The 23689-nt window shown below is 47.1% G+C and carries 14 protein-coding genes; 13 read left to right on the top strand and 1 reads right to left on the bottom strand.

Features of this window, described 5'->3' with window-relative positions:
* Positions 1–7 precede the first annotated feature (7 nt).
* The 7 genes from NE671_RS05460 (at position 8) to NE671_RS05430 (ending at position 13710) form a co-directional block, all read left to right on the top strand.
* Positions 8–1324, top strand: a complete 1317-nt coding sequence (locus tag NE671_RS05460; protein WP_161209342.1) for a D-alanyl-D-alanine carboxypeptidase family protein — start codon at positions 8–10, stop codon at positions 1322–1324.
* 27 nt (positions 1325–1351) lie between these two features.
* Positions 1352–1909: a dTDP-4-dehydrorhamnose 3,5-epimerase gene (gene rfbC / locus NE671_RS05455; protein WP_015527414.1), complete on the top strand. Its 558-nt coding sequence runs from the start codon at positions 1352–1354 to the stop codon at positions 1907–1909.
* Positions 1910–1920: 11 nt separating this feature from the next.
* Entirely contained in the window at positions 1921–2727 is an 807-nt protein-coding gene (locus NE671_RS05450; protein ID WP_015527413.1) for an ABC transporter permease, read from the top strand.
* A gap of 132 nt (positions 2728–2859) precedes the next feature.
* Positions 2860–4182 carry an ABC transporter ATP-binding protein gene (locus tag NE671_RS05445; protein ID WP_021651905.1) on the top strand — a complete coding sequence of 441 codons (1323 nt, stop codon included), beginning with the start codon at positions 2860–2862 and terminating at the stop codon, positions 4180–4182.
* A 14-nt stretch (positions 4183–4196) separates the two neighbouring features.
* Positions 4197–9836, top strand: a complete 5640-nt coding sequence (locus tag NE671_RS05440; protein WP_256163755.1) for a glycosyltransferase — start codon at positions 4197–4199, stop codon at positions 9834–9836.
* Positions 9812–12259, top strand: a complete 2448-nt coding sequence (locus NE671_RS05435) for a glycosyltransferase family 2 protein (protein ID WP_173733459.1) — start codon at positions 9812–9814, stop codon at positions 12257–12259. The genes NE671_RS05440 and NE671_RS05435 overlap by 25 nt, the downstream gene beginning before the upstream one ends.
* Before the next feature lie 11 nt (positions 12260–12270).
* Entirely contained in the window at positions 12271–13710 is a 1440-nt protein-coding gene (locus NE671_RS05430) for an ArnT family glycosyltransferase (RefSeq protein ID WP_243874537.1), read from the top strand.
* A gap of 108 nt (positions 13711–13818) precedes the next feature.
* Here NE671_RS05430 and NE671_RS05425 read toward each other — a convergent pair whose 3' ends face one another.
* Positions 13819–15066, bottom strand: a complete 1248-nt coding sequence (locus tag NE671_RS05425; RefSeq protein WP_173739809.1) for a D-alanyl-D-alanine carboxypeptidase family protein — start codon at positions 15064–15066, stop codon at positions 13819–13821.
* A gap of 181 nt (positions 15067–15247) precedes the next feature.
* Between NE671_RS05425 and NE671_RS05420 the strand changes: the two genes are divergently transcribed.
* The 6 genes from NE671_RS05420 (at position 15248) to NE671_RS05395 (ending at position 23668) form a co-directional block, all read left to right on the top strand.
* Positions 15248–17107 (top strand): glycosyltransferase family 2 protein, encoded by a 1860-nt coding sequence (locus tag NE671_RS05420; protein ID WP_021651910.1) that lies wholly within the window; start codon positions 15248–15250, stop codon positions 17105–17107.
* 4 nt (positions 17108–17111) lie between these two features.
* Positions 17112–18068, top strand: a complete 957-nt coding sequence (locus tag NE671_RS05415) for a glycosyltransferase family 2 protein (RefSeq protein WP_173740715.1) — start codon at positions 17112–17114, stop codon at positions 18066–18068.
* A 108-nt stretch (positions 18069–18176) separates the two neighbouring features.
* Positions 18177–19580: an undecaprenyl-phosphate glucose phosphotransferase gene (locus tag NE671_RS05410; RefSeq protein WP_022426969.1), complete on the top strand. Its 1404-nt coding sequence runs from the start codon at positions 18177–18179 to the stop codon at positions 19578–19580.
* Between the two features lie 18 nt (positions 19581–19598).
* Positions 19599–20951, top strand: coding sequence for an LCP family protein (locus NE671_RS05405; RefSeq protein ID WP_092072540.1), 1353 nt, complete (start codon positions 19599–19601; stop codon positions 20949–20951).
* A 71-nt stretch (positions 20952–21022) separates the two neighbouring features.
* On the top strand, positions 21023–21952 hold the full coding sequence (locus tag NE671_RS05400) for a glycosyltransferase family 2 protein (RefSeq protein ID WP_256163751.1): 930 nt from the start codon (positions 21023–21025) through the stop codon (positions 21950–21952).
* A 150-nt stretch (positions 21953–22102) separates the two neighbouring features.
* Positions 22103–23668, top strand: coding sequence for a S1C family serine protease (locus NE671_RS05395; protein WP_173740712.1), 1566 nt, complete (start codon positions 22103–22105; stop codon positions 23666–23668).
* Positions 23669–23689 lie beyond the last annotated feature (21 nt).

Genomic DNA, 23689 nt, shown 5'->3' with positions numbered 1-23689 from the left:
GAGAGCTATGAAAAAAATAAAAAAATTATTGGCAGTTTTCGCAGCAGTCGGTGTGGCGCTGATGCTGCCGTTACAGACCATGGCTGCAGTGGATCTGAATGCGAAATATGATATCAGCACCAACCAGATCCAGGGATGGCCGGCAGGACCGGATATTACCTCAGATACCGGTATCCTGATGGATGCAGACACAGGAGTTGTTCTTTATAACAAGGGCGGAGATGAACAGAGATATCCGGCCAGCATTACCAAGATCATGACCTTGCTGGTGGCAGTGGAGAACTCCACCATGGATGAGAAGGTGACCTTTACAGAGACCGGGGTGCGTAATGTTACGGCAGATTCCAGTAATATCGGCACACAGGTGGGCGAAGTCCTGACTATGGAGGATTGTCTTCATGCTCTGATCATCCAGTCTGCCAATGACGTTGCGGCACAGATCGCAGAGCATATCGGCGGGACAGAGCAGGCATTTATCGATATGATGAACCAGCGCGCCAGTGAGATCGGATGTACCAATACACATTTTGCAAATTCCAGTGGACTTCCGGATGATAATCATTATTCTTCAGCACGGGATATGGCGCTGATCTTCCGAGAAGGCTTGAAAAATGAAACATTCCGTACGGTTGTGGGCACACCGGACTATATCATCCAGCCTACAAATATGAACAGCCAGCAGAGAATCCTGCATACCCATCATCCTATGTTTGCACCGGAAAGCGGATTTTACTATGAAGGCTGCATTGGCGGAAAAACCGGAACTACCGTTGCGGCAGGGCATACACTTGTCACAGGAGTGACCAGAGATAATACCACATATATTGCAGTGACCATGCGTGGAACAGAGCTTTCTAATTCCTGCATGGACAGTACAGCTATGTTCAATTACGCATTTGAGAATTTCACAAAAACAGAAGTAAATGGCGGCTATGTATTCCTTCCAAAAGGGGTGGAGCTGAATTCCCTTACCGAGAAGTCAGAGAATACCAATGGGAAAACAGAAACCGGTTACTATTTCGGAGATTATCTGATCGGTACCGCAAGTGTTGCACAGGCAACTGATACACCGGTACCGGAACCGACCGCTGCGGCAGAGGACAGCCAGGAAGCGGACAGCTCCGGATCGGAAGCTTCCACAGAAGTAGCAGAGGAAGATAACAGCAAAACAACAGAGAAGAGTACAGCCGGAGAGGACACCAGCGAAAAAAAGAGCATTCCCGCCCTGCGTAAGATCCTTCTTATGATCATGGCAGCGATGATCCTGATCCTGATCGCCCTTCTTGCGGCTCTCAGAATAAAAGAAAAGAAACATCACAAATAAATCAAAACAGAAAAGGAGAAAGAAAAAATGGGAAAAATAAAAGTAACACAGTGCGGAGATATTGAAGGACTGAAAGTGATCGAGCCAACTGTATTTGGTGATTCCAGAGGATATTTCATGGAAACATACAATTATAACGATTTCAAGGAAGCAGGCATTGATGTGGAATTCGTTCAGGATAATCAGTCCAGCTCCCGTTACGGTGTTCTCCGCGGACTTCATTTCCAGATCAGCTATCCCCAGGATAAACTGGTACGTGTGGTAAACGGAGAAGTGTTTGATGTTGCGGTTGACCTTCGTGAAGGCTCCAAGACCTTTGGAAAATGGTATGGTGTAGTCCTTTCCGCAGAAAACAAGAAACAGTTCTTTATTCCTAAGGGATTTGCTCATGGCTTCCTGGTACTTTCCGAGAATGCAGAGTTCACTTACAAGTGCTCTGATTTCTATCATCCAAACGATGAGGGCGGACTGATCTGGAATGACAAGGACATTAACGTTGAGTGGCCGATCCCGGAAGGCATGGAGCTTATTTTCTCCGACAAGGACCAGAAGTGGGGAAGCTTCGAGGAATATAAGAATCGATAAGGAATTGCAGAATGAAGAAAATATTAGCTTTGCCGGCGGAGCTGTACCAGAATCGAAAGCTGGTTTTAAGCCTTGCAAAAAATGATTTCAAAACAAAATATGCAGGATCCTATCTTGGTATTGTCTGGGCATTTATCCAGCCTATCGTAACGATCCTGGTCTACTGGTTTGTATTTTCCGTAGGACTGAAGGCCGGAACGGTATCGGATTACCCTTTTGTACTCTATCTGGTATCCGGTATCGTGCCGTGGTTTTTCTTCCAGGATGCATTAAACGGTGGAACCAATGCCCTGATCGAATACAATTATCTTGTGAAGAAGGTTGTATTCAAGATCAGCATCCTTCCCATCGTAAAGATCATCTCCGCACTTTTCGTGCATGTTTTCTTTGTGGCCTTTGCACTGATCTTATGTGCATGCTACGGATATACACCAAGCCTTTATACACTGCAGATCATTTATTACTCTGTCTGCACCTTCCTTTTTGTACTGGGACTTGTGTATGCTACAAGTGCGATCGTCATTTTTTTCCGTGATCTGACCCAGATCATCAGTATTTTTCTTCAGGTGGGTGTATGGCTTACACCGATCATGTGGGATATCAATATGCTTTCTTCACATCCATGGCTGATCAAGCTGTTTAAGCTGAATCCGATGTACTATGTAGTTACGGGCTACCGTGATTCCATGCTTGGTCATATCGGGATCTGGAACCATGCTTCATGGACGATCTATTTCTGGGTAGTTACGATCCTGCTTTTCGGACTGGGATCTGTGATATTCAAACGTCTGAAGCCGCATTTTGCAGATGTGCTTTAATTGAATGTGGATGGCGGATATCCGCTTGATCCGGACCGGACAGTTCCCACGGGGGATTTGCTCTGTAAGGATAAAAAGCAGAACGGCGGCAGATTGTGAGAGTGAACGATTTACACAAAAGTGAGGTTGAAAATGGCAGAAGATATTGCGATTTCAGTAAATGATGTCAGTAAGATGTACAAGCTTTACGATAATCCTATGGATCGTCTTAAGGAGTCCCTGGGATTATCCAGAAAAAAGAAATATAAAGAGCATTATGCGCTCAACCATGTATCCTTTCAGGTGCATAAGGGAGAAACAGTGGGAATTATCGGAACAAATGGTTCCGGTAAATCCACGATCCTGAAGATCATCACCGGCGTACTTTCGCCTACGGCCGGAGAAATAGCCGTAAACGGAAGGATCTCAGCGCTTCTGGAGCTGGGAGCCGGATTTAACGGAGAATATTCCGGACTTGAAAATGTATATCTCAACGGAAGCATGATCGGTTTTTCTAGGGAAGAGATCGATGCCAAGCTGCAGTCTATTCTGGATTTTGCAGATATCGGTGATTTTATCTATCAGCCGGTAAAAACATATTCCAGTGGTATGTTCGTGCGTCTGGCTTTTGCGGTAGCTATCAATATCGATCCGGAGATCCTGATCGTTGATGAGGCTCTTTCCGTAGGAGATGTATTTTTCCAGGCAAAATGTTACCGGAAGTTCGAAGAGTTCAAGGAAATGGGGAAGACCATTCTGTTTGTAAGCCATGACCTGAGCAGCATCGGAAAATACTGTGACCGTGTTGTACTTCTAAACAAAGGTGAGAAGCTTGCAGAGGGTGGTGCCAAGGAGATGGTCAATCTTTACCGTCGTGTGCTGGTCAATCAGTATGACGATGCAGATCTGGAAGAAAACACAGACGATGCAGAAGAGGGACAGACGACGGAGAACCAGGCAGCCGGAGCAGACGTTTCACTGAAAGCACATACCGGAAGCGGTAAAGCTATGAAGGACAGCCTGAACCTGAATCCCAAGGTCCTGGAATACGGCAGTAAGCTTGGCGAGATCGTGGATTTTGCCATCCGGGATGATACAGGTATGATCACCAATGTGATCGAAAAAGGCAAGGAATTTTCCGTTCAGATGAAAGTGAAGTTCCAGGCAGATGTCAGCGATCCGATCTTTGCATTTACTCTGAAAGATCTGAAAGGCACTGAGATCACAGGAACCAATACCATGTATGAACATACGCCTCTGAAACCGCAGAAGGCAGGCGATGTCCGTGAGATCACCTTCAAACAGGTGATGCCTCTGGAGGCAGGGGAATATATGCTGTGTCTGGGCTGCACCGGATATAAAGACGGCGATTTTACCGTATTTCATCGTCTTTACGATGTGTGTAACCTGACCGTGATCACAGATAAGAAAGCAGTGGGATATTTTGATCTGTTTTCCAAAGTATCTGTGAAATAAGTGGAGGAACGACTATGGCGGAGTTGAATTTAGATTATTATACGGCGAAGGATCATTATTCCGATGGGGATATCGAGGAAACACTTCTGAAAATGGCACAGGAAGGCAAATCTTTTGAAGACCTGCCGGAGGAAGAGGTGAGTTTTCCAATGGTCTACCATTTTTCAGGGCTGCGGGAGAATATCTTAAGCTGGTATCCTCTGAAAAAGGCGGATTCCGTTCTGGAGATCGGAGCCGGATGCGGAGCCATTACCGGAATGCTTTGCCGCAAGGCCGGTCATGTGACTTCCGTGGAGCTTTCCAAACGTCGGGCAGATATCAATTATGCGAGAAACAGGGATAAGGAAAATCTGACGATCATGGTTGGAAACCTGAATGACATGACTTTTCCGGAAAAATTCGACTATGTGGTAGTAAACGGTGTGCTGGAGTATGCCATGAGCTTTACCGAGGGAAAAACTCCTTACGAGACATTTCTTCAGCGTATGGGCGCTTATCTGAAGCCGGAGGGAAGACTTCTGATCGCCATTGAGAACAGACTGGGATTGAAGTACTTTGCCGGAGCACCGGAGGATCACACAGATCTTCACTTTTTCGGGATCAATGGATATCCGGGAAATCAGTCTGTGCGCACCTTTTCCAAGAATGAACTGGGAGAGCTGCTGGAAAACAGCGGCTTTCCTTTTCTGCGCTTTTACTACCCGTATCCGGATTACAAATTTCCGACAGAGATTTTTACAGATGAGAGCCTTTATACCAATTCCTACGGAAGAAGCTATCCTGTATACACAGATAAGACAGCAGATCTTTTTGCAGAAAGTGAAGGCGTAAAGGCCTTCGAAAAAGAGAAGATCCTGGACAGCTTTGTGAATTCTTTTCTTGTGGAGGCAGGACGTACCAAGAATCAGGACCCGGAGGAAATCCTTTATGTGAAGCTGAACCAGGAGCGAAAAGAAAAGTTTCGTCTTCTGACCAGGATCGTCCGGGAGAACGGAGAGGTCCGTGCGGAAAAAGAAGCTATGGTGCCCCAGGCTGAGAAATTTGTGGAAAAACTGGAAAAAACCGGAACAGAGAGTACCGGATCCGATAAATACAAGAATCTTCCCTGCAGGGCAGAAAACGGAAAGATTTCTTATCCGCTCCTTACTGGAAAAACTCTTCACCAGGAAATCGCAGAGCTTGCCCAGAAAGAAGATCTTGAAGAGATCAAGGCCCTTCTTAAAAAATTCTATCAGGAATTTTTCGGGGCTCGTCAGGCTGTGGATTACAGGACCGGAGAGTTCCGTGAGGTATTTGGTGATCATCCGGGAAGAGAGGATTACGAATGTGTCTGCCCGGCCAATGTGGACCTGATCTGCAGCAACATCTTTATGGGAGAAAAGGAAAATCAGATCATAGATTATGAGTGGATGTTTGATTTCCCTGTGCCTGTGAATTTTATCATGTGGCGCCTGATCCATGAACTGTATACACATGTTTCTGAGCTGCCGCGGTTATGTCATGAGGATGAGATGATGGCGGAGTTTGACATCAGCTATACAGACTATGAGATATTTATGGATTGGACCATGCATTTCGTCTATGAGTATGTGGGCTGCGGTTCTCTGATCCCGTTTGAACAGAAAAAAGTGCCGGTTTCCGTAACAGAGCTGGTGAACAGAGAAAGAGAAAAGCACCAGATGCACAGCAAGATGTACTATGATCTTGGTGAGGGATTCTGTGAAGAGCATACTCTTTATGCAGAGGGAAAACTTTCCGGAAACCGTTTCCGGGTAGAGTTTGCGCTTTCCGGTATCAAAGGAATACGAAATCTCCGCTGGAATCCTGCAAACGGTCATTTCCTGAAAGTGAGGATAGAGCGTCTGGATTGCGGATGCAGTGCGGAGCTTGTGCCTCAGGGTGTCCATATGAAGGTGGATAACAGTACCACTGCGTTTTTTACCACCGATGGCTTTTATCTTATCGATGTTACGCACCCGGAAAATGTGGACAGGATCGTAATAGAGGGAAAACTTGACTGCCTTGAGCTTCCGGATGTGGAAAAGCTTCTGGCCTTTGAAAAAGAGCGGGAAGTACGCAGAGAACAGGAGCGTGTCAGAAAAGAGGCTGAACGTGCCGCAAAGCAGGCAGCAGAGGAAGCAGCACGTGCGCAGGAAGAGGCCCTTCGTCATCCAGGCAAAAAAGCGCAGGTAAAGAGACTGGTCAAAAAGGTTCTTCGTTATCATACAGAGCCGGCAGCAGTGATGGGAGTGGAGACAACTCCTACCTGTATGGGCAGTGTTGATTTCTTCCATTATGAGAATGGCACCTTAAATGCCATTGGCTGGGCCTTTGATCCGACATTTGCGTCTATGGGACAGCCAAGGATCGCATTTTATCAGGGAACACAGAAGCTTCAGGAGGCTTCCTGTACTACGATCTACCGTACGGATGTGGCTAATGCCATTGGAAATCCGGATGCGGAAAGTGCCGGATTTTCTTTCCTGGCAACGGTTCTTGCGCCGGCAGAGACTTCTGTTTTCCTGGAATACGGAACCGCAGCGGATACCGGAAGATTCCTTATCGGAAAGATCCCGGGAACCAGGGATCAGAAAGAACTTCTGGTATACGCGATCGAAGATCCGAAGAGTATCGGAAATCTCCGCCATTTCAAACAGCGTCATGTACGCAGCACGAGAAAGGCATATCCACAGGCAGTCTATCAGCAGAAGGTGGATGTGATCGTGCCGGTTTACAACGGATTGGAGTATTTTGATGCCTTGTTTTCCGGAATTGAAAAGACAAAGGTTCCTTATCGTCTGATCATCGTAAATGATAAGAGCCCGGATCCTGAGGTAGGAAACTATCTGGAAAAATATGCCGCAGAGCATGACAATGTGGTACTTCTTAATAATGAGACCAATATGGGCTTTCTTCCGTCTGTAAACCGTGGATTAAAGATGGCGGAAAATCATGTGGCTCTTGTAAATACAGATGTGGAGGTTCCGGAAGAGTGGTTGGAGCGCCTGATGCTTCCGATCTTTGCAAAGGAAAACATTGCAACCACTACACCGTTTACCACCTGCGGAACCATCTGCAGCTTCCCGGATTTCTGCCGGGATAACAAACTGTTTGAGGGAATGACGCTGTGGGAGATCGATGATGAATTCCGCATGATCCGTCCGCAGTATCCGGCTATGCCTACCGGTGTGGGCTTCTGCATGGGTATGAACCTGAAAGCAATCCAGGAGGTTGGCCTTCTGGATGAGGAGAATTTCGGAAAAGGCTACGGTGAGGAGAATGACTGGTGCCAGCGTGCCATAGCTGCAGGCTATGAGAACGTGCATGTGGATAACCTGTTTGTATATCACAAGCATGGTGGAAGCTTCCCGTCTGAGGAAAAGCAGAGACTTCTGAAAGAGCACAGTGAGGCGCTGCTCCGCAAGCATCCGGATTACAACAAGGATACTGCGGATTACTGCAGAAGAGACCCGCTTCGTCCGGTAAGACTCTACGTGGAAATGAAGCTTCTCAACAGGAAGTTGGATGTGCCTACCATTGTGGCCTTTGACCATGATCTTGGCGGCGGTGCAACGGCTTATCTTGTGGAGAAAAGACGTCTGGCTCTGCGGGAGGGATACCGTTTTGTGACCATCCGCTATAATATCGTAAGCAATCGTTTTTACTTTACGTATCAGTATAAGCAGTATGAGATGGAATTTTTTGCAAATGATCTGGAAACTGCCCTTGGTGAGCTGATGCGTGTGGATGAGATCTGGATCAACGAGCTTGTGACCTATCAGAATCTTTACGGAACCCTGGAACGTATCCTGCGTCTTAAGAGAGAGCAGGGGGCGAAGCTCCTTATGCTTCTTCATGATTTCTTTGCCCTTTGCCCGGCAGTGAATCTGATCGATGCAGAAGGAAAATACTGTGGTGTTCCATCCTGTGAGGTCTGCGATAAATGTATTCCGGATAACCGCAGCAATGCCTGCACAGAATACGGAACCGGAACGCTCTGGCGTACAAAATTCCGGGAATTTCTGTCAAACTGTGATGAGATCCGTGCATTTTCCGATGATACGGCAAGGCTGTTCAAGCGTGCTTATCCGGATGTATACAATCTCCATGTGATCCCGCATGCACCCCATTACCTTCCGGCAGTGAAAAAAAATAAAAAAACCACAGAGACCTTTAACATTGGTCTTATCGGCGTACTCTGCTACAAAAAAGGCCTGGAGGTTGTGAAGGCGCTTGCAGGATATATCGAAGAGAATGAACTGAATATCCGTCTGAGACTGATCGGTACTTCCGACGAAGAGATCGAAAGTCCGGTATTTTCCCAGACAGGAAGATATACAAGAGAGGAGATCCCAAGACTTACCCTGGAGCAGGATATTGATATGTTCCTGATCCCGTCCGTATGGCCGGAGACATTCTCCTACACAACCTCGGAGATCATTTCCATGGGATTTCCGGTAGCGGTACTTCCGGTAGGTGCACCTGTAGAACGTGTGAAACGCTATGCCAAGGGCCTTGTTCTGAAAGATGAGAAGCCGGAGAATATTGTGGAAGAGATGATTTCTCTGTGGAAAACTCTCGGCGAAAGTGAGCTCCCTGTGGAAAAACGCAGGCTTCTTTTTGTAGGAGAGGAGATTTCCTTTGCCTCCAGATATCGTGTGGAGCATTTCCGGGAGCAGCTGATCCTTAAAGGCTATGCATCGAAGTTTATCCAGATAGATCAGGCAGAGCAGGAAAAGATCGAGGAATATACAGCGATCGTGATGTACCGCTGCAGCAAGCTGATGGAAGCAGAACTGCTTGCCAACCGGGCGAAAGCAGCCGGAATCCCTGTTTACTATGATGTGGATGACCTAGTATTTAATTACGAAAAAATTTCCGGGCTGCATTTCCTGAAGGGAAGCGAGTACAGTGACTTCCGCACAACTACAGACCGTATCCGCGGATGTATGGGATTCTGCGACGGATATTTTACATCTACGGAGACACTGGCAGGAGAGATCCGGGAAGAATTTCCGGAAAAACCGGTGGTGATCAACCGCAACTGTATGAGTATGGAGATGGAGATCCTGTCTCACGAGGCTGTGGAGCAGACAGACAAGGCTAAAGACCGGATCTATATCGGATATTTAAGTGGTTCCAAAACCCATGATCAGGATTTTGCCCAGGTGGAGGCAGCACTTCTGGAGGTGATGGAGCGCCACCCGGAGGTTTACCTGAAGTTGGTGGGTGTGCTGGATGAATCCGGAATGGAGCCGGTGCAGAACCGCATCGAGAAGCTTCCGTTTATGGACTGGAGACAGCTGCCTGCCGTGATCGCAGGACTTGATATCAATCTGATGCCGCTAGAGAACAGCCTGTTCCACTGGTGCAAATCCGAGAATAAGTGGACAGAGGCTGCCCTTGTAAAGGTTCCGAGTGTCATGAGCCGTAACTGTGAGATGGAATACGTGGTCGAAAACGGAAAAGATGGCTGGATGTGCACCACAAAAGAAGAGTGGGTCAATGCCCTGGAAGCTCTGGTTACTGATGAGAAGGCCAGAAAAGCCATGGGTGAGGCCGCACATCAGAAGGTTATGGAACATTACCTTACAGTAAATACCGGAAAGGATGCAATGGAGGAATTGTTATGCAGCGAGAGCTATACGAAGTAGAAAAGGACAGGTTTGACCTGAAGGACAGTTCTCTGTATCACCTTCAGGGAACCTGGCCGAAGGATCATAAGCCGGAAGCCGTTCTTGACGGGGAAAAGCTTCCGGCAGCCATCAGTGCCCAGGAGCGTGTCAGCGCCCTGGAGCGCTTTAAGGATCTGGATCTGGTAAACGGAGAACGTGTGCAGATGGAAATCTGCCTGCCGGATCTGGAGGGCAAAAAGAAGCTTGTTGTTTATGCGGTAAAGGGTGAAAAACGTATCCGGTGGTTTTCTGTTCCTGCAGCACAGCTTTACAGGAAACAGGGAAAACCGCAGTACTTTATTGAGAGCATCGAGGTGGAAGCCGGGGAAAAGATCTGCCGTGTCCGTGGCTGGGCAGCCTTTAACAGCCCCCTGACCATACGCCTGGAGGATCGCAGCCGGAAGGAAATCCCCTGCGAGATCACCAGACTGAAACGTGTGGATGTACAGAATCAGTACCAGGAAACAGAAATCGATGAGAAGAGCGGTTTTTTCTTTGAATTCCATTATGACAGTGTGAAGGAATTCTACATTGTATTTGAGGCAGGCAATGTGCGGACGCTTCGTCTGGTACATCTGCAGCCACAGAAGCGCCTTGCGGAGAAAGCTGCGGTATATTTCCGTAAGGGAAGCCGTTACATGAAGCTTCACGGGGCAGCAGCCCTTACCGGAAAGGTATTTGGAAAGGTGCTGGACCGTAAAAACCGTCCGGTGGATTATTCCAAATGGATCGTGAAGCATCTGCCGGACAAGGCAGAGCTTGCAGAAGAAAGAAAAACGAAATTTTCCAGGAATCCAAAATTCAGTATTGTGATCCCGCTTTACAAAACACCGGAAAAATATCTCCAGCAGCTGGTAGATTCCATAGAAGCCCAGACCTACGGGAACTGGGAGCTCTGTCTTTCCGACGGAAGCGGAGCAGATTCTCCTCTTACCGATTATCTGAACAGGCTGGAAAAAAGTGATGACAGGATCCGTGTGATCCGCAACGACCAGGCACTTCAGATCGCAGAGAATACCAATGCGGCCATGAAAGCGGCAACAGGAGATTTTATCGTGTTTGCAGATCATGATGATGAGCTGACGCCGGACGCCTTGTTCCGGTGTGTGAAAGCGCTGAATGAGGATCCGGAGCTTAAGGTTCTGTATTCCGATGAAGATAAGATGTCTATGGACGGGCACAAATTCTTTCAGCCGCATTTCAAACCGGACTTCAATATTGATCTTTTGTGTACAGTAAACTACATCTGTCATCTTTTTGTCGTAAAAAAAGAGATCGTGGATCAGATCGGAATGCTGAAAAAGGAATTTGACGGTGCACAGGATTATGATTTTGTGTTCCGCTGTGTGGAAGCTGCGGGAAGAGAGCAGATCCATCATATCCCCAGAATCCTTTATCATTGGAGATGCCATGAGGATTCCACAGCAGAGAATCCGGAAAGCAAGATGTATGCCTTTGATGCAGGAGCACGTGCCATCAAGGCTCATTATGACAGGATCGGAGTTCCGGTGGAAATCGAAAAGGGTGAATATCTTGGACTTTACCGTACAAAATTCCTCTGGGAGGAAAAACCGCTGATCTCCATCATCATCCCAAACAAGGATCACATTGATGATCTGAAGAGATGTATTGATTCCATCGAAGAAAAGGCAACTTACCGCAATTATGAGTATGTGATCGTGGAGAACAACAGTACGGAGGATGAGACCTTTGCTTACTATAAAGAGCTAGAAGCATCCAATCCGAAAGCCCATGTGGTGTACTGGGATGGTATTTTCAACTATTCTGCCATCAATAATTTCGGAGCTGCTCATGCTAAGGGTGACTATCTGCTTCTTCTCAACAATGATACGGAGATCATCAGCCCGGACTGTCTGGAGCAGCTTCTGGGATACTGTATGAGACCGGATGTGGGAGCTGTAGGAGCGCGGCTCTATTATGAGGATGATACCGTGCAGCATGCAGGAGTAGTCGTTGGCTTCGGCGGTATTGCGGGACACTGCTTTGTGCAGCAGAAGAGAGACGCTACCGGATACTGCCACAGGATCATCTGTGCCCAGGATTACAGCGCTGTAACCGCAGCCTGCATGATGGTGAAGCGTGAGGCCTTTGATAAGGTTCACGGATTAAGTGAGGAATTTCAGGTTGCCTTTAATGACATAGATTTCTGCCTTCGTCTGGGAAAAGCCGGATATCTGGTTGTATACAATCCTTATGCGGAGCTTTATCACTATGAATCCAAATCCAGAGGTCTTGAGGATACACCGGAGAAGGTGGCAAGATTTAACCGCGAGATCGCTTCCTTTGAGAAGCACTGGCCGGAGATCCTCCGTGACGGAGATCCTTACTATAATCCGAACCTTACACTGGAGAGCCAGGATTTCTCTCTGAAGCGGATATAGGAGGTTATATTTTGGAAAAGAAAAAAATCTGGAAGGATGAGAGAGTTCAGGCAGGGGTTCTTGTCCTAGCAGCATTTCTGCTCCTGACTGCATGGGCGTTTATGCAGCCCCTGGGGGCAGGCCCCGATGAAAAAATGCGCTACATGGTGGCACAGTATCTTCATGAGCATCCGGGAAAGCTGCCTCTTGGAGATGAGCCAACCATCCGTGATGCGACATGGGGGATTTCCTATGCTTATTATCCGATCCTTTCCTATATGGTATCTGCTGTATTTATGGGGATCGCAGGTCTGTTCCATGCATCTGCAGACGGATTACTCCATGCGGCGAGGATGGCAGATGTGCTCTTTGTGACTGGAGCGGTATATTTTGTGGTGAAAGCATCCGGAAAGCTTTTTCCGAAAGAGGGAAGATGGTTGTTTGCCGCACTGGCAGGCTTTATGCCGCAGGCATTGTTTCTGGGAACATATGTAAATACGGATTCCTTGGCGCTTTTATCCATGGCGATGATCCTGTATTCCTGGTCCTGTTATCTGGAAGCGGGAGACTGGAGCTTCAGAAATTCGATCCTTCTGGCTGTTGGAATGGCAGTCTGTGCACTGTCCTACTATAATGCCTACGGATGGATCTTATGCAGCTTTCTGTTTTTCTGCCTGACAGTCCTTCTGTGCAGGGAAGAGCCGGTAAAACAGAGAGTTGCATTTCTGCTCCGGAGAGGGATCGTGATCGCGGCAGTAACCTTTGCCTTATGCGGCTGGTGGTTTATACGAAATGCCGTTCTCTATGACGGAGATATTATCGGAAGAAAAGCCTGTGCACAGTGTGCGGAAAAATATGCGGCTGTTGATTACAGACCGTCCAGATACCCTACACCGGAGAAGCTGAACTGGTCATGGAAGGATATCCTTCTGTATCAGGACCCGGGCTGGCAGCATAACTGGCTGCTGACAGTTCTGGTAAGCTTTATCGGAACCTTTGGCCTGATGCAGATCTATATGCCTTATAGTGTGAGCAAGGCATATTTCCTGTTCTTTGGAATGGGTGGGATCGGTATTTTGACCATGCTGGGAATATTTTATCCGAAGAAACGTACTGTGGTAAAAGAACGAAAAGCAGCAGGAAGTGAAAAGCTGAAGATAAAAACAATAACCGTGTACGATAAATGGGACAGAAAAGGGATCTTTCATCTGCTGCTGATCCTTCTGATCCTGATCCCTGTGGGTCTGTTTATGTATTATGTATATTATAGTGACAACCAGGCACAGGGACGTTATATCATGCCGGCACTGTATCCGGCCATGTATTTTGTGACAGCCGGCTGGAATCGTCTGCTTGAGCGTTTTGTAAAAAAAGAAAATATCAGAATGTGGATATACCGGGTCCTGACAGCACTTCTGGCTGCTTCGCCGTTTTTATGCTATATCTTCCTGGTAGTTCCGTTTTATGGCTGACACCCAGATGGTGAGATGGCAGAAAAAAATCCCTTCTATGTATCCGGATATGACCGGTACATAGGAGGGATTTTTTGATTCTGAAATATATCCGCCAGGGGACCAAGATCAGGAACGGATGATCCGGATCATGCGCCACAGCAGAAGGATAAGGAGCAGGATGCCCACACCGCCAATGGCAAAATACGGGATCTGGGATCTGGATTCGGAATAAGCTTTTGCAGAATCCATGTTTTCATCATTTTCCAGTACATCGGAGGAGCTTTCCTGGGAGGAATCCTCGACAACTGCAGTTCCCACCTGAGTTCCGCCAAAGGAATAGGTGCGTAAGATCTGACCATCAGATTCCGTATCTTCCGTAGTCAGGTCGTCTGCGGTCGCACCGGATGGAACCATTACAGTGCCGCCGGACAGGATGTGAAAATCATCCTCGCTGAGATTCAGAAGCTGGAAATTGGAAAAACCGTAATCCAGAAGTGAGATCGCTTCGTTGGCTGTCTGACCGGTCGCCCCGTTCATGACTACTGCGATCAGAGTAGTACCATTTCGCTGTGCAGCTGTGACAAGAACGCTTCCGGAAGCAGTGGTGGTACTTTCACGACCGCCGATACATCCTTCATAATAGGAAGCGGATGCAGGATCTGTCATGGTAAAAGAGCTTGTCAGGTTACGGGTACCGCCGGAAACATTGGTAGCCGGGATCGTATAGGAGGTGGCTCCGGAGATGGTGCGGAAGCTGTCATTACGGATAGCCGCCTGCATGATCAGAGCCAGATCATGTGCTGTGGTATGCTGGTTGTCATCCGGGAGACCGGTAGGATTGGTGAATACCGTATTGGTACATCCCAGCTCCTTGGCACGGTCGTTCATTTTCTGGACAAAGGCATCTACAGATCCACCGATCTGTTCTGCAACCTGGAGTGCAATGTCATTGGCAGAGGCCAGCATCAGAGCATAAAGGCACTGCTCCATGGTAAATACCTCTCCGAGCTGTGAGGAAATATGAGCGCCTCCGTCTGTAACACCGGATACGCCGGTTTCTGTCATGGTAACCTGATCGTCAAGCTGGCTGTTCTCCAGTGCCAGAAGACAGGTCATGATCTTAACTGCGCCGGCCGGAGAAAGCGTGGTGTCCATATCCTTGGCATAGAGGATCGTATCGGAAGTATCTTCCATGATCACGGCAGATGCGGAAGTGATCTCAGGCCCCTGAGGCCATCCGCTGATCCCATTGGTGGTAATACCGGAGGATACAGCAACAGCGGTTTCTTCTGTGGCGAAAACTGGAGTCTGGAACACCATGGAAGCGGAGATCCCAATAGCCAGAAGCGCTGTGGTTATTCTTGATTTTTTCATGATAAATGGTACTCCTGTATAAAAAATAATTCTTATGTAAGCAATACATACGTAAGCTCAGTATAACACATTTCCTCTCTTCCTTGCAAAAAAAATGATGGAATGGTAAAATATGTTCATCAAACTGTTACTGAGAACAGAGTGAACAGTAACATCAAACTGAGTAATACGGAGATAATATATGAGTAAAGATGATTCTACAGGAAAGATCCAATGGGACAGACTTATAAAGAAGCTTTCCCCCTATACAGTACAGAAGGGCTTAAGATACCTGAAGCATTATGGCCTGAAAGAGTTCTGGATCCGGCTTCATGAACGTTTTGAACCGGAAGAGGTTCCTTACGGACCATGGTATGAGGCATACAGACCTGACGAGGAAACACTGGAGAAGCAGCGGAAACGCAAATTTCCGGATGGGCCGCTGATCAGCATTGTGGTACCTGCATATCTGACACCGGAGCGTTTTTTAAGACAGATGCTGGACTCTCTCCTTGCACAGACATATGAGAACTGGGAGCTGTGTCTGGCAAACGGAAGCCCGGAGGATCCGGACATGCAGACTGTGCTGAGATCCTATGCAGAGATGGACAGGAGGATCCGCTATCAGGATCTGAAAGAGAATCTTGGCATTGCAGAAAATACAAACGCAGCTTTTGCCATGGCAGAGGGTGATTTTATCGCACTTCTGGATCATGATGATCTGCTGGCACCTAATGCATTGTATGAGATCGCGGCGGCACTGGAGGAGCATCCGGAGGCGGATGTGATCTATACAGATGAGGATAAGGTCACGACAGATCTTTCTGAACATTTTCAGCCCCATCTGAAACCGGACTTTAACCTGGATCTTTTAAGATCCAATAATTATATCTGCCATTTTCTGGTGGTAAGACGTTCCGTAGTGCAGACGGTGGGCGGATTCCGCCGGGAATTTGACGGCGCCCAGGATTATGATTTCATTTTCCGCTGTGTGGAGCAGGCCAGGGAAGTGGTCCATGTACCGGAGATCCTTTATCACTGGAGGACCCATAAATCCTCCACAGCAGATAATCCGGCAAGCAAGATGTATGCTTTTGAAGCCGGCAGACGTGCCATTGAGGGGAATCTCAAACGGACCGGAACTCCGGGAACCGTGGAGCATACTCCGGATTTTGGATTTTACCGTGTGAAGTATCCGGTGCAGGGAGAACCTCTGGTTTCTGTTATCATTCCGAACCGTGAGGAGAAAGAAACGCTTCAGGCCTGCGTGGAATCCATTTTTGAAAAAACTGCCTACAAAAATTACGAGATCATCATTGTGGAGAATAACAGCAGCTCCGAAGAGATCTTCCGGTATTACAGAAAGCTTTCGGAGGATCCCAGGGTCCATCTGATCCGCTGGAAAAAAGGCTTCAACTATTCTGCCATCAACAATTTCGGGGTGCGCCATGCCAAAGGAGATTACCTGCTTTTTCTGAATAATGACGTAAAGGTCATCGATCCGGACTGGATGTCAGAGATGCTGAGCGTGTGCCAGCGTAAGGAAACAGGTGCAGTTGGCGTCAAGCTGATCTATCCGGATAACACCATTCAGCATGCAGGCTGCGTGGTGGGAATGGGCGGAATTGCCGGGAACATGTTTGTGAATATGCCGGCAGAGCGTACCGGATATCTCCATAAGGCCTCTCTTTTGCAGGATATGAGCTGTGTGACTGCAGCATGTATGATGATGAAGAAGGAAGTTTTTCTGGAGGCAGGAGGCTTTACGGAAGAGCTTGCAGTTGCGTTTAATGATGTGGATCTCTGTCTGAAGGTGCGAAGCCACGGCCATCTGATCGTCTATGATCCGTATGTGAAGCTCTATCATTACGAATCCAAGTCAAGAGGCACTGAGGACAGCGAGGAAAAGGTCCGCCGTTTCCAGACGGAGATCGAATACATGCGCTGTCACTGGCTGGATATCCTGAAAAAAGGAGATCCATACTATAACAAAAATCTTTCTTTAACCAAATGGAATTATTCCCTGAAGCCCCTTCCGGGAATGGGAAAGAAGAAGGGATAAAGCAATGCAGGAAGTATCAGTAGTCATACCAAACTTTAACGGAATGGCATATCTGGATGGTGTTCTTTCCAGTCTTGAAAGACAGACTATCCGTAATTTTGAGGTTATACTAGTGGATAATGGTTCCACTGATGGCAGCTGTGCGTTTGTTTCGGCGGAATATCCATGGGTACACATGATACAGCTTCCGGAGAATTACGGCTTCAGCAGAGCCGTCAATGAAGGGATCCATGCGGCACGTTCCCCATATGTGCTACTTCTGAACAATGATACGGAAGCGGAACCGGATTTCCTGGAGGAGATGGTTGCTGCCCTGCGCAGACATAAGAAGGCATTTTCCTGTCAGGCAAGGATGATCCAGCTTCATGACAGGGACAAGATGGATGATGCCGGAAATTATTACTGTGCCCTTGGCTGGGCTTTTGCCAGGGGAAAAGGCAAGGATATCAGCCATTATGACCGAGAGCAGAAGATTTTTTCCACCTGTGCGGGAGCTGCGATCTACCGGAAGAAATTTATTGACAGGATCGGAGATTTTGATGAGGAGCATTTTGCTTATCTGGAGGATCTGGATATCGGCTATCGTGCCAGGATCTGCGGTTATCAGAACTGGTATGCTCCAAAAGCGAAGGTTTATCATGTAGGAAGCGGCACCAGCGGCTCCAGATATAATCAGTTTAAGATCCGGTATTCTTCCAGAAACAATATTTATCTTATCTATAAGAATATGCCGTTTCTCCAGATCGTGCTGAACCTTCCGTTTTTTCTGGTGGGATTCGGTGCGAAGATCCTGTTTTTTGCGTCCAAGGGATTCGGACGTGAGTACCTTGCAGGCATCAAAAACGGCTTTCAGATCAGCCGCAAAAACAAAAAAGTCAGATTTTCCATGAGGAATCTTCCGCGTTATATACAGCTCCAGTTTGAACTCTGGATCAACATTTTTAGGCGTTTTGCCGGTTAAGACATCATATTTTCACAGAATTTTTATATTTCGGAGGGAAGATTTTATTGCTTTTGAGTTTCATCTATTATAAGATAAAAGCAATGAACTTAAATGAGGTGGCGGAAATTGATTAAAGACAACCAGAAAAATTTCAGTCGTCTCCATATGCTGATCGATGTATTTGTGATCGCGGCCTCCTATGCCCTGGCCTGGTTGATCCGTTTTCAGGGAATTTTTGAACATTCGGCGGTCCAGTCCAAGACCGTCCAGGAATATATGTTTATGCTGATATTCATTATTCCGGGATATTTACTTCTTTATCAGGCCTTTGATCTTTATACACCGATGCGAATGCAGGGGCGTCGTCTCGTACTTGCCGGAATTGTGAAGGCAAATGCGTTAGGGCTCCTTATCATCATGTTTGCACTTTACAATTTTAAAGAGCTGGACTATTCCCGTCTTACTCTGGTTTCTTTCTGTGTGATCAATATCGTCCTGGAATGGTTTGTGCGTATGGTCATATTTTACATTCTCCGGGATATGCGCAAAAAAGGAATGAACCAGAAACAGGTGCTGCTGGTAGGATACAGCCGTGCTGCCGAGGAATATGTAGACAGGATCCTGCAGAATCCGCAATGGGGATACGTGATCAGGGGCATACTGGATGACAATGTGCCGGCAGGCACTACTTATAAGGGCGTTAAGGTGATCGGTCGAATCGCCAATCTGATGATCATCCTTCCATCCAGTCGTCTGGATGAGATAGCCATTACCCTGGGCTTAAGTGAGTATTATCGTCTGGAAGAGATCGTTGCACTCTGTGAAAAATCCGGCGTGCACACAAAATTTATTCCGGATTATAATAATATTATTCCGACCAAACCATATACAGAAGATATTCTCGGGCTTCCGGTGATCAATATCCGGTATGTGCCCCTGAGCAACACGTTTAATGCACTGATCAAGAGATCTATGGATATTGCAGGCGCGATCGTTGCGATCATTGTGTCCTCACCAGTGATGCTGGTGTTGTGTATGCTGATCAAGCTGACTTCGCCGGGACCGCTGATCTATAAGCAGGAACGTGTCGGGCTTCACAATCAGACTTTCCGGATGTATAAATTCCGTTCCATGGAGATCCAGAAAGAATCAGAAGAAAAAAAGGCGTGGACAGTAAAGAACGATCCAAGAGTTACCGGAATCGGTAAATTTATGCGTCATACCAGTCTGGATGAGCTTCCACAGCTTTTTAATATTCTGAAGGGTGAGATGAGTCTTGTGGGACCAAGACCGGAGCGGCCGTTTTTTGTAGAAAAGTTTAGGGAGGAGATACCACGTTATATGGTCAAGCATCAGGTGCGGCCGGGTCTTACCGGGTGGGCACAGGTAAATGGCTATCGTGGAGATACTTCTATCAGAAAAAGGATAGAGTGTGATCTGTATTATATCGAAAACTGGTCTGTGGGATTTGATATAAAGATCATGTTTCTTACCATATTCAAAGGATTTATTAATAAGAACGCATACTAAAAAGGGGAAAAGGAAAAGATGTCAAAACCTCGGAAAAAAAGCAAGAAGATTTTATTTATCCTGGAGATCGTCGTACTGCTCCTGTTTATCGGAGGTCTGTTCGTTTATGGTCAGATCTCAGCCAAACTGGATAAGATCGACATCCAGGAAACAGATCTTGCAGACCAGGATATTGTAACTAATGATCAGGCACCGCAGATGACGGGATATACCACCTATGCACTGTTCGGACTGGACCACAGAAGCAAGAATGAGAAGCTGAATACAGAGAACAGTGATACCATCATCATTGCGAGTATCAACAATGATACGAAGGCAGTCAAACTTGTGTCTGTCTATAGAGATACCCTTCTCAATGTAAAGGATGATACCTATTCCAAAGCCAATTCGGCATATGCATTTGGCGGACCGACCAACGCGGTTTCCATGCTGAATACGAATCTGGATCTGAATATCACAGATTATGTTGCCATTGATTTTAATGCGCTGGTAACTGTGGTAGACTGCCTCGGAGGATTGGACATCCCTCTTTCCTATGCGGAGATCGTTCATATGAACAATTACTGTGTGGAGACATCAGAGGAAACCGGAAAGAGCTACACACCGATCGAACTGCCGGATCCGAAGCCGGAGGATGAGGAAGCAATCGTAGATACCTATCATCTTAATGGTGTACAGGCTACCTCCTACTGCCGTATCCGTTATACTGCAAGTCTTGATATGGGACGTACCGAGAGACAGAGACGAGTGATCCAGATGATCGTAGATAAGGCGAAAAAGGCAGGACTTTCCACTATCTTTGATATTATGGATCAGGTATTCCCGATGGTCAAAACTTCTGTTTCCAAAACAGAGATCCTGAAGATGATCCCGGCTATGATCGGCTACAGTATTGATGAAACTACAGGCTTCCCCAACGATTATAAATTTGCCCAGGTAAAGGGCAGCGTTATCGTACCTACCACACTGGAATCCAATGTTCTGAAGATGCATCAGTTTCTGTATGGAGACACCAGTTACACTCCGACGCAGGATGTACTCAACAGAAGTGCCCAGATCACAAATATCGCAGGCGGAGGCGACGTGCAGGACACAGCACCTGCGGTGACAGATACACCGAATGACGCGACGGATGATTCGTACACGTGGCAGGGAGATACATCCACAGATTACAGCAGTACGGACACAAGTGATGATGCTGATTACAGCACAGACACAGATTATGATTCGGATTACTCCGGAGACGATTACAGCACAGATACGGATTATTCCGGAGACGATTACAGCACAGATACGGACTATTCCGGAGGCGATTCCGATACGGATTATAACGATTATACCGACGGAGAAGATTATTCGGAGAATGAATAAAACATCAAAATGAGCAACCAGCAGAAGGGACCATCCAGTAACGGGTGGTCCTTTCTGGACAGGAGACAAATATGAAAACATTAAAAACAGACGTGATCATCCCGGCATACCGTCCGGGAGAAGAATTTGAAAAACTGCTGGAAAGACTCAGCGCACAGAAATATCCTATCAATAAGATCCTTGTCATGAATACAGAAAAGAAATTCTGGAAAGAGACCTGGGAACAGGAATATCCGCTTGTGGAAGTCCGGCATCTTACAAAAGAAGAATTTGACCATGGCGGTACCAGAAGGCAGGCGTCAGAGCTTTCGGATGCGGAGATCCTTGTATTTATGACACAGGATGCAATGCCGGCAGACAGGGAACTGATCGGAGCACTGGTAGGAGCTCTTGCAGAGAATCCACAGGCAGGAGCCGCTTATGCGCGTCAGCTTCCAAAAAAGGACTGCAGATTTCTGGAAAAATATACCCGTTCCTTTAATTATCCGGAACAGTCCTGTCTGAAAACGGAAAAAGATGTACAGACCTACGGGATCAAAACATATTTCTGCTCCAACGTCTGTGCTGCTTATGATCACAGGATCTATGATGAGATTGGTGGATTTCCGGAGCATGCTATTTTTAATGAAGATATGATCTATGCAGGCTGGATGGTAAAAAAAGGCTATGGAGTTGCCTATGTATCAGAAGCGCGTGTATATCATTCTCACAATTACACCTGTATGCAGCAGTTCCACAGGAATTTTGATCTGGGAGTTTCCCAGGCGGAGCATCCGGAGGTTTTTGAAGGAGTGCCTTCCGAAGGTGAGGGCATCCGGCTGGTAAAAAAAAGCATGGCATATCTTCTGAAAACAGGCCACATATGGCTGATCCCCGGACTGTTTTTGCAAAGTGTCTCCAAATATGCCGGCTATTTTCTCGGAAAACGATACAAAAAGCTCCCTGAAAAAATGATCCGCTCCTGCACCATGAATCCGGAATACTGGAAAAAGAACAAATAAGAGCAGGTCACGGTTTTTTAAAAGAGATATCACAGTTTAAACACAATTCCCTGTTAAACTGTCTTTTATAAGAGAAATAAATGTTACTGAGAACGGAGTGAGCAGTAACAGATACATGCATCAGATAACATAGAAGGGAGCACCAGAGGCATGAGTGAAGAGAATAAATGGGTGACAGACTTGCCGGATGAGGATAAGAATGCTTCGGCAGAACAGAAACCGCTGACGCATCCTTATTCTGAGGGACGCAGGATGCAGGAGAGCAGACAGGACAGTTATGCAGGTGCCGGACAGAGTGAAGGCACTTCGCAGGAGAAACCAAAATACGGACATTATGAGGTGCACCAGCCTCAGGCCGGTAATTATGCCGGTGGAAATATACCGCCCAAAAAGCCGCGGAAAAAGAGAGATTTTTCAGGCAACAACAGCTTTGGAAAGAAAGCAGCCACTGCGGTGGCCCTGGCTGTGATCTTTGGGCTGGTAGCCGGAGTGGTTTTTCAGGGCGTGAATATTGCAGCAGATAAATACAGAGGAAATGGCAGCAGTACAACGATCGGAAAGACAGAAACAGTTACCGGGACAGAGGACAGTACTGACAGTAGCTCTGCGGATTCTACTGTGAAGGATATTGTGGCAGAGAGTGGTACAGTGGCCGGTGTAGCCCAGGCAACCATGTCTTCTATCGTTGCCATTACATCTGTCAGTGTGCAGGAGATCCCAAGCTTTTTCGGATATGGAACGAGGCAGTATCAGAGTGCAGGAAGTGGTTCCGGTATTATTGTAGGAGAAAATGACAGCGAGCTTCTCATTGCGACTAACAACCATGTGGTATCTGGAGCGACTACACTTACTGTGTGCTTTGCAGGCAGTGATGTGGTAGGAGCGGAAGAAGAAACCCAGGCTATGGCAAGCAGCTCCGATGGAGATGCGGATGTGGATAACGCAGTTTCTGCCAAGATCAAAGGCACCGATGAAGAGAATGATCTGGCAGTGGTGGCAGTGGAGAAATCCGATATTCCGGATGAGACCATGGATGAGATCAAGATTGCACAGATGGGAAGCTCGGACGATCTTGTAGTCGGTGAGCAGGTGGTTGCCATTGGCAATGCACTGGGCTATGGACAGTCAGTTACCTCCGGATGGATAAGTGCCCTTAACAGAAGCATCAGTACAGAGGACGGAGAAGCCAGCGGACTGATCCAGACTGATGCAGCGATCAATCCCGGAAACAGTGGCGGTGCACTTCTGAACATGAACGGTGAAGTGATCGGTATCAATGCGGCCAAGTATGCAGACAGTCAGGTGGAAGGCATGGGATATGCCATTCCGATCTCCAAGGCAGAGCCGATCCTGGAAGAACTGATGAACCGCGAAACCAGGGATAAGGTGGAAGATTCTTCCAAGGTAGGATATATGGGAGTCAAGGCTGCCGATCTTACAACAGAAGCCATCCAGATGTATAATATGCCGGCAGGTGCTTTTATTACTGAGGTAACGGAAGGTGGCGCAGCAGATAATGCAGGGATCAAAAAAGGCGATATCATTGTGAAGCTGGATGGACAGAAGGTAAGCGGCAAGGATGACCTTGTTGATAAGCTGCAGTATTATGAGGCAGGAGAAACCATCGAAGTGGTGATCTCCAGAGCGAACAGCGGAGAGTACAAGGAACAGACGGTTGAAGTGACCCTCGGAAGCAAACCCTCTTCTGACAAATAAAAGAAAATACAGGATAACCAT

This window comes from Blautia sp. DFI.9.10 (assembly GCF_024461705.1).
In the GTDB taxonomy this organism is placed as follows: domain Bacteria; phylum Bacillota; class Clostridia; order Lachnospirales; family Lachnospiraceae; genus Blautia_A; species Blautia_A fusiformis.
This window is presented reverse-complemented; position numbering and strand designations above follow the sequence as displayed.

Coding starts and splice junctions, on each gene's coding strand:
- NE671_RS05400 (WP_256163751.1), top strand. CDS start 21,023: ATGAAAACATTAAAAACAGACGTGATCATCCCGGCATACCGTCCGGGA.
- NE671_RS05405 (WP_092072540.1), top strand. CDS start 19,599: ATGTCAAAACCTCGGAAAAAAAGCAAGAAGATTTTATTTATCCTGGAG.
- NE671_RS05415 (WP_173740715.1), top strand. CDS start 17,112: ATGCAGGAAGTATCAGTAGTCATACCAAACTTTAACGGAATGGCATAT.
- NE671_RS05435 (WP_173733459.1), top strand. CDS start 9,812: ATGCAGCGAGAGCTATACGAAGTAGAAAAGGACAGGTTTGACCTGAAG.
- NE671_RS05420 (WP_021651910.1), top strand. CDS start 15,248: ATGAGTAAAGATGATTCTACAGGAAAGATCCAATGGGACAGACTTATA.
- NE671_RS05440 (WP_256163755.1), top strand. CDS start 4,197: ATGGCGGAGTTGAATTTAGATTATTATACGGCGAAGGATCATTATTCC.
- NE671_RS05450 (WP_015527413.1), top strand. CDS start 1,921: ATGAAGAAAATATTAGCTTTGCCGGCGGAGCTGTACCAGAATCGAAAG.
- NE671_RS05425 (WP_173739809.1), bottom strand. CDS start 15,066: ATGAAAAAATCAAGAATAACCACAGCGCTTCTGGCTATTGGGATCTCC.
- NE671_RS05460 (WP_161209342.1), top strand. CDS start 8: ATGAAAAAAATAAAAAAATTATTGGCAGTTTTCGCAGCAGTCGGTGTG.
- NE671_RS05395 (WP_173740712.1), top strand. CDS start 22,103: ATGAGTGAAGAGAATAAATGGGTGACAGACTTGCCGGATGAGGATAAG.
- rfbC (WP_015527414.1), top strand. CDS start 1,352: ATGGGAAAAATAAAAGTAACACAGTGCGGAGATATTGAAGGACTGAAA.
- NE671_RS05445 (WP_021651905.1), top strand. CDS start 2,860: ATGGCAGAAGATATTGCGATTTCAGTAAATGATGTCAGTAAGATGTAC.